General features: G+C 65.5%; 8 protein-coding genes. 4 read left to right on the top strand and 4 right to left on the bottom strand.

The genetic code is table 11. From position 1 onward, the window contains the following. Positions 1 to 100: 100 nt before the first annotated feature. Positions 101 to 646, bottom strand: a complete 546-nt coding sequence (locus U5771_RS28635; protein WP_322027089.1) for a Spy/CpxP family protein refolding chaperone — start codon at positions 644 to 646, stop codon at positions 101 to 103. Positions 647 to 996: 350 nt separating this feature from the next. On the opposite strand from U5771_RS28635, the gene U5771_RS28640 reads away from it, so the two are divergent. Both U5771_RS28640 and U5771_RS28645 read left to right on the top strand, forming a co-directional pair. Then, positions 997 to 1,461 carry an Lrp/AsnC family transcriptional regulator gene (locus U5771_RS28640; protein WP_006481526.1) on the top strand — a complete coding sequence of 155 codons (465 nt, stop codon included), beginning with the start codon at positions 997 to 999 and terminating at the stop codon, positions 1,459 to 1,461. Between the two features lie 460 nt (positions 1,462 to 1,921). Beyond that, entirely contained in the window at positions 1,922 to 3,022 is a 1,101-nt protein-coding gene (locus tag U5771_RS28645) for a saccharopine dehydrogenase family protein (RefSeq protein WP_006755042.1), read from the top strand. Positions 3,023 to 3,224: 202 nt separating this feature from the next. On the opposite strand, the gene U5771_RS28650 is transcribed toward U5771_RS28645, so the two are convergent. Further along, a complete protein-coding gene (locus U5771_RS28650) occupies positions 3,225 to 3,842 on the bottom strand; it encodes an ATP-binding protein (protein ID WP_322027090.1) in 618 nt (205 codons plus the stop codon). Further along, positions 3,839 to 3,985, bottom strand: a complete 147-nt coding sequence (gene cydX / locus U5771_RS28655; protein WP_322027091.1) for a cytochrome bd-I oxidase subunit CydX — start codon at positions 3,983 to 3,985, stop codon at positions 3,839 to 3,841. Before cydX ends, U5771_RS28650 begins: the two co-directional genes overlap by 4 nt. Before the next feature lie 179 nt (positions 3,986 to 4,164). Here cydX and corA point away from each other — a divergent pair, with 179 nt between their 5' ends. Further along, positions 4,165 to 5,142: a magnesium/cobalt transporter CorA gene (corA, locus tag U5771_RS28660; RefSeq protein ID WP_322027092.1), complete on the top strand. Its 978-nt coding sequence runs from the start codon at positions 4,165 to 4,167 to the stop codon at positions 5,140 to 5,142. 18 nt (positions 5,143 to 5,160) lie between these two features. Here corA and U5771_RS28665 read toward each other — a convergent pair whose 3' ends face one another. Continuing rightward, complete coding sequence (locus tag U5771_RS28665; RefSeq protein ID WP_322027093.1) at positions 5,161 to 5,448, bottom strand: YciI-like protein; 288 nt, start codon at positions 5,446 to 5,448, stop codon at positions 5,161 to 5,163. A gap of 467 nt (positions 5,449 to 5,915) precedes the next feature. Here U5771_RS28665 and U5771_RS28670 point away from each other — a divergent pair, with 467 nt between their 5' ends. Next, the gene (locus U5771_RS28670) at positions 5,916 to 6,404 is read left to right on the top strand and encodes an aminoacyl-tRNA deacylase (RefSeq protein WP_044848239.1); all 489 of its coding nucleotides are present in this window, start codon (positions 5,916 to 5,918) and stop codon (positions 6,402 to 6,404) included. Positions 6,405 to 6,631: the final 227 nt, after the last annotated feature.

Consider the following 6,631-nt stretch of genomic DNA (forward strand, 5'->3'; position numbering starts at 1 on the left):
CTTATCCCGAATCCGGCGCGCCGTGTGACGCGCCGGATTCCCGCGGGATGCGCGACGCCGTTCGGCCCGTACGGGGCGCGCGGCGCCGGCGGGGCGGACCTCAGGGTTGGGCGGGCGCGCTGGCGGCCGGCGCGGCGGCTGCCTTGCCTTCCTTGCTCTTGGCCTTGCCCTTGCCGTGGTGTTCGCCGCCGTGGTGCAGCCAGCTGCGGAACGTCGTGTCGGCGAGCGCCTTCTGGTCGGCCGGGAAGCTCGCGTAGAGCGGCGCGAATGCATCGGCGAGCTTCTTCGCGCCGTCCGCGTTCGCCTGCGCGAGTTCCGCGTATTGCTTCATGTCGTCGACCGCGGATACGTCGTGGCTTTCCATCCGGGTGCGATAGAGGCGGCCCATCGTGTCGCCGTTCTCGCGCATCGTGTCGGCGAACGTGTTCCATTGCGGTTCCTGCGCCGACGTGATCTTCAGCTGATCGTGCAGGTACTTGATGCGCTGCTCGATGCGCGCTTCGTGGCGCGCCGCGCGCTGTTCGGGGCTCGGAGCCGACGCGGCCGTTGCCGTTGCCGGAGCGGGCGTCTGCGGTTGCGCCGGGGTCTGCGCGAATGCGCTGGCCGCAACGACGAGCGTAGCGAGGGTGAGCGAGATTTTCTTCATGGTTGGCTCTCCGGGGTGGTGTCGTGCGAGCGGGCGCGGCGGCCAGGGCCGCGAGCGCGCATCTCGCGTCGCCCATTATTAGTAGCACGTTGCGTGCGGCGCGGCAGCGAAAGCGACACTTGCTTACATCCGATACGAATCGAAATTGAAACGGACATGGCGAACGGGCGACGATCGATGGCGTTCGATCGGCACGTCGGGCGCCGCACGCGAATGAGGCGGGGCGATGCGAGCGCGTGAGCCCGTGACGGCGTGCGATGCCGTGCGCTGACGTTTGGGCGCACCGGCGTTCGGCGCTATCATCGCGTCACGTTCCATTTCACCGGCGCGCAGCGCGCCGGCCCAGCCTCATGCGTCCACCTCGCCTCGACCAACTCGACGACCTCGACCGGCAACTCGTCGCGCTGCTGCAAGCGGATGCGCGCGCAAGCGTCGCCGATCTCGCGCGGCAACTCGACGTCGCCCGCACGACGGTCGTCGCGCGCATCGCGCGGCTCGAGCGCACCAACGTGATCGCCGGATACAGCGTGCGGCTCGGCCAGGACGTGCTCGACGCGAGCATTTACGCGTACGTCGGCATCATCCTCACGCCGAAGTTCGGCAAGGACGTGCTGCGCAAGCTCGACCGGATGCCCGAGGTGCAACTGCTGTGCGCGGTGAGCGGCGAATACGACTACGTCGCGTGGCTGCGTGCCGATTCGCCCGAGCGGCTCAACGATCTGCTCGACCAGATCGGCACGCTCGAAGGCGTCGAGCGCACGACGACGTCGATCATCCTGTCGCGCAAGATCGATCGCGGCACGATCGGCGGATGAGGCATCGCATGCGGCGTCGCGTGTGACGTCTCGTGCGGCTCCGCGGCGCGATGCGTCGCGCAGGTTGTTCCTCCTTTCCCTTCCGTTGATGTCCGCCGCCGATGCTCACCGCAAGGCGGTGCGTCGCCTCGCGCATCGTCACGCGAGCGTCGTTGCGTCGCATGCCTGCCCGGGCGCGTGCAACGGTTCGTTCGCCTGCGGTTCCTTCACCTGCGCCTGTCCCGCTTTGCCTGTTCCTTCCTGCCCGTCCAGACGCGTCCTTCGCGGCCCGTCCGCGGCGCGTCATCTACGCGATTTTTAGACGATTTGGTCGTTGTGACGAAATTGATCGTCATTTCGTCGAATTAATCGGTCGTTTCGCATCATTCTTCGCCTTGGAACTGATTTTGCGCGTCTCTAAACTGTGTTCATGGCTCGACGCCGTACACCAACACCAAACTCATCATCAGGAGATAAGCGCATGAAAATCGCCATCGTCGGCGCAGGTCTGATCGGCCACACCATTGCTCACATGCTGCGTGAAACGGGCGACTACGAAGTCGTCGCGTTCGACCGCGATGCGGATGCGCTCGCCAAGCTGTCGCGTGAAGGCATCGCGACGCAACGTGTCGATTCGGCCGACGCGAATGCGATCCGTGAGGCCGTGAAGGGCTTCGATGCGCTCGTCAATGCGCTGCCGTACTACCTCGCGGTCAACGTCGCCGCGGCGGCCAAGGCTGCCGGCGTCCATTACTTCGACCTGACCGAAGACGTGCGCGCGACCCACGCGATCCGCGAACTGGCCGACGGTTCGGACCGTGCGTTCATGCCGCAGTGCGGCCTCGCACCGGGCTTCATCGGCATCGCCGCACACGAGCTCGTGAACGGCTTCAGCGAAGTGCGCGACGTGAAGATGCGCGTCGGCGCGCTGCCCGAGTATCCGACCAACGCGCTGAAGTACAACCTGACGTGGAGCGTCGACGGCCTGATCAACGAATACTGCCAGCCGTGCGAAGCGATCCGCGACGGCCGCAAGCAGTGGGTGCAGCCGCTCGAAGGCCTCGAGCATTTCTCGCTCGACGGCACCGAATACGAAGCGTTCAACACGTCGGGCGGCCTGGGCACGCTGTGCGAGACGCTGTCGGGCAAGGTCGAGACGCTGGACTACAAGTCGGTGCGCTATCCGGGCCACCGCGAGCTCGTGCAGTTCCTGCTCGAGGACCTGCGCCTGTCGAGCGACCGCGACACGCTGAAGTCGATCATGCGCCGCGCGGTGCCGTCGACGAAGCAGGACGTCGTGCTCGTGTTCGTCACGGTGACGGGCGTGAAGGACGGTCAGCTCGTGCAGGACGTGTTCACGCGCAAGATTTTCGCGAAGGACGTGTGCGGGATGCACATGAGCGCGATCCAGATCACGACGGCCGGCGCGATGTGCGCGGTGCTGGATCTGTTCCGCGAAAAGAAGCTGCCGCAGAGCGGCTTCATCCCGCAGGAAAAGGTGTCGCTGAAGGCATTCCTGTCGAACCGCTTCGGCAAGCTGTACGAAGGCGGCACGATGGAGCGCGTGCACGAAGTCGCCTGACGATCGGTCTCCGGCACGAGGGCCGTGCGACGCCGGGAGCGCAGCAGCGCTTCCGGCGTTTTTTTGACGCGCGTTAAAGCGGGGAAGAGCGGCGGGGAAGAGCGGCGGGGAAGAGCGGCGGGGAAGAGCGGCGGGGAAGAGCGGCGGGGAAGAGCGGGGAAGAGCGGGGAAGAGCAGGGAAGAGCAGGGCGGTGCGCGCCGCTCAGGCGGGCAGCGGCGGGACGATGGTTGCCTGCGGCGCGGGCGGCACGATGCGGTACAGCAGCGCATCGATGTCCGTGTCGGACGGCGCGGTGTTGTCGAACATCACGATGCCGTCGCATTCGTGGCCGGTCGGCACGAAGCGGCGTTGCCGGTATTCGTCCCAGTGCGCGAGCTTGTAGGCGTCGTTCGGATTGCCGCGCGCGACGATCCGCTGGTGCGCGACGTCTTCCGCCGTATGGACCCAGACGACCGTCAGCGCGACGTCCGGCCCGATGCCGAGCCATGCGCGATCGAGGATGCGCCGGTCACGCACTTCGCGCGACAGCGGGCCGACCACGAGCGCGCCGATGCCGAGCGAGAGGTTCTCGCGGGCCGTGTCGAGCAGGCCCTGGTATTCGGGGTCACGCAGATGCTTCAGGTAGAGCGGGCTGTCGCGGTCGTTCGGATCGGAGGTGAGGGCGCCCATCGCCGCCGAGCTGTAGCGGCCGTAGAGCGTGTCCTTGTCGAGCAGGCAGAAGGCCTCGCCGGTCGCGCGCATCAGCGGCCCGATCAGCCGCTTCGCGAGCGTGGTCTTGCCGGTGCCGGCATGACCGCAGAAGAACACCAGGTGCGTCACGAATAGCGGCTCCCCGCATCCGCGCGCGATGCGTCGGTGCGCGTGTCGCCGCGCGAGAACACTTCCGCCTCCAGCCACATCGCATTGATGATGCCGAAGCCGAGCGCCACGCCGATGCCGAGTATCCACGAGAAATACCACATGGGCCTGTCTCCTTGACGGTTGGGCCGCACGGACCGTGCCGTGCGCTGTCGAAGCGATGCCGTGCGCGTGCCGCGGCGCATGCAGTCCGATCATGACCAATATCGGCGCGCCGCGCAAGCCGGGCTGCCCGCGCGCCAAACCGGTAAACTGATGCGGAAACGGCAACATCACGGACAACATGCTGATCAACTGTGCTGCATACCAGGACGGCCGGAAGCTGGCCGACATCGAGATCGACGCCATCAGCGATTACGTGTCGAAACCCGAATGCTTCGTATGGGTCGCGCTGAAGGATCCGACGCCCGACGAGATCGACCTGATGGGCGAGGAATTCGGGCTGCACGAGCTCGCGCTCGAGGATGCCCGGAAGGGGCATCAGCGGCCGAAGATCGAGGAGTACGGCGATTCGCTGTTCGCGGTGCTGCATACGGTCGAGCTCGACGACGACGGCGAATTCAAGGTCGGCGAGCTGAACGTGTTCGTCGGCCCGAACTACGTGCTGTCGATCCGCAACCATACCGAGCAGGACTTCCGCGCGGTGCGCAAGCGCTGCGAGCACGAGCCGCATCTGCTGCAGGAAGGGTCGGCGTTCGTGTTCTATGCGTTGATGGACCAGGTCGTCGACCGTTATTTCCCGATCCTCGAGACGCTCGGCACCGAGCTCGAGGAACTGGAGGACCGCATCTTCACGAAGGCCACACTCGCGTCGTCGCGCGCGATCATCGAGGATCTCTACTCGCTGAAACGGCGGCTCGTGATGCTGTACCAGCACACGGCGCCGCTGATCGAGCCGCTCGCGAAGCTCACCGGCGGGCGCATCCCGCAGGTCTGCAGCGGGATGGAGCATTACTTCCGCGACGTGTACGACCACCTGCAGCGGATCGTGAAGACGATCGAAGGGCGGCGCGAGATGGTCGTGACCGCGATCCAGGTCAATCTCGGGATGATCTCGCTCGCGGAGAACGAGGTGACCAAGCGGCTCGGCTCGTTCGCCGCGCTGTTCGCGATACCGACGATGATCGCCGGCATCTACGGGATGAACTTCGCGAACATGCCCGAACTGCACCTCAAGTACGGCTTCTACGGCTGCATCGCGGTGATGGTCGCGGCCGATCTCGCGTTGTGGTGGCGCTTCAAGCGGGCGGGGTGGCTGTAGCCGTTGCCCCGTGCACCGTTAGTGCGGGGCGTGCTTGCCGACCACGACGCGCCACGGACGCACGCGCCAGGATTTGACGAGGCCGTTCTGCACGTACGGATCGGCGCGCGCGAACGATTCGGCGGCTTCCGGCGAATCGCCTTCGAACACGAGCACGGCGCGGTCGGCCGGATCCTGCAACGCGCCGGCGAGCACGAGCTCGCCGCGTTCGGTTGCCGCCTGCGCGAGTGCGAGGTGCTCGGCACGGTACTGTTCTCGCCGGGTCAGGTAGTCGTCGACGAGTTCGTAGGTCAGCTGGTAATGCATGGTCGCTCCCGGAATCGGCCGCCGCGGGACGGTGGGCGGTTGGCTCAGTATAGGGCGCGGTTCGGTCTTTGTCGGCGCGGTCAGCGGCGGCCTCGCCGGCGCGTGGCCGACCGATCCCCGGCGGCTAATGAGGATGATTTTCCGGTCTCGACGCCCTTCCTTTAAATGCAACTAACGGTCTAGTTCGGATCCGCCGTCACGTGGGTTTGCGTCATCGCGCCCGAATGGTTATCGCCGGTTTTGTCTACAGGAAAGGCGGGTTCGGCAGACATGTTGCGCGCATATTCCGGGCCCGGATTTCACATGCCGGCGAGGGCGGTCGCGTGACCGGAAAAGGGGCCGAAGCCGGGTGTCGGGCCGTCCGGGCGGGCGCCGTGCGAGGGCGTTTCCATTAGCCGCAATGCGACCTATGCTGAACAAATCCGGAGCGAACTTCGTTCGCCCGATTCGTCCAGACGAGGTGTGCCATGCCTGTATCAGCCACCCTGCAGGATTGCCTGCGCCAGAAGTCATCGCGGTACGAAGTCGTGTACCACCCGTATAGTCATACCAGCATGGAGACGGCCGCCGCCGCGCATATCCCCGGCGATCGCCTCGCGAAAACCGTGCTGCTCGAGGACGACGAAGGCTACGTCGCCGCCGTGCTGCCGACGTCGCACGCGGTGCGACTGTCGGACCTCTGGGTCAAGACTGGCCGCCATCTCGTGCTCGCCAGGGAAATCGAACTGCGCGAACTCTTCAAGGATTGCGACCTGGGCGCGTTGCCGCCGGTGTGCATGGCGTACGGGATGAAGACCTTCCTCGAGGAACATCTCGCGCAGCAGCCGGAAGTGTATTTCGAGGCCGGCGACCATGAAGCGCTGATCCACATGATGCAGGACGAATTCCTGTCGCTGATGGAGACGGCCGAGCGCGCGCATTTCTCGCACAAGATGCAGGGGATGTGGTTGTCCTGATCGTCCTGTGCGGGCGGTTTGCGGTTTGCAGTGGTTGGAGGCGGCGTCTGGCTGGCGGCCGTCGGGGAGATCGCGTGTCGTCGAATTCGCCGAGGCGGGCTCACGCTGGGAAACGGTGACTCAGGGCGACTGGTGAGGTGGGATTCGGGCAGTGTTCGGGAGGGATTTCAGCGGTGTTTTCAGGTGAATTCTTTATTTGACATAATCATAATTATCGATCTGACTGG

This window comes from Burkholderia sp. BCC1977 (genome assembly GCF_905339595.1).
Classification (GTDB): Bacteria; Pseudomonadota; Gammaproteobacteria; order Burkholderiales; family Burkholderiaceae; genus Burkholderia.

Bases quoted from the DNA above. Each gene is read 5' to 3' on its own strand.
- cydX (WP_322027091.1), bottom strand. From the start codon at position 3,985: ATGTGGTATTTCTCGTGGATACTCGGCATCGGCGTGGCGCTCGGCTTC.
- U5771_RS28670 (WP_044848239.1), top strand. From the start codon at position 5,916: ATGCCTGTATCAGCCACCCTGCAGGATTGCCTGCGCCAGAAGTCATCG.
- corA (WP_322027092.1), top strand. From the start codon at position 4,165: ATGCTGATCAACTGTGCTGCATACCAGGACGGCCGGAAGCTGGCCGAC.
- U5771_RS28640 (WP_006481526.1), top strand. From the start codon at position 997: ATGCGTCCACCTCGCCTCGACCAACTCGACGACCTCGACCGGCAACTC.
- U5771_RS28645 (WP_006755042.1), top strand. From the start codon at position 1,922: ATGAAAATCGCCATCGTCGGCGCAGGTCTGATCGGCCACACCATTGCT.
- U5771_RS28635 (WP_322027089.1), bottom strand. From the start codon at position 646: ATGAAGAAAATCTCGCTCACCCTCGCTACGCTCGTCGTTGCGGCCAGC.
- U5771_RS28665 (WP_322027093.1), bottom strand. From the start codon at position 5,448: ATGCATTACCAGCTGACCTACGAACTCGTCGACGACTACCTGACCCGG.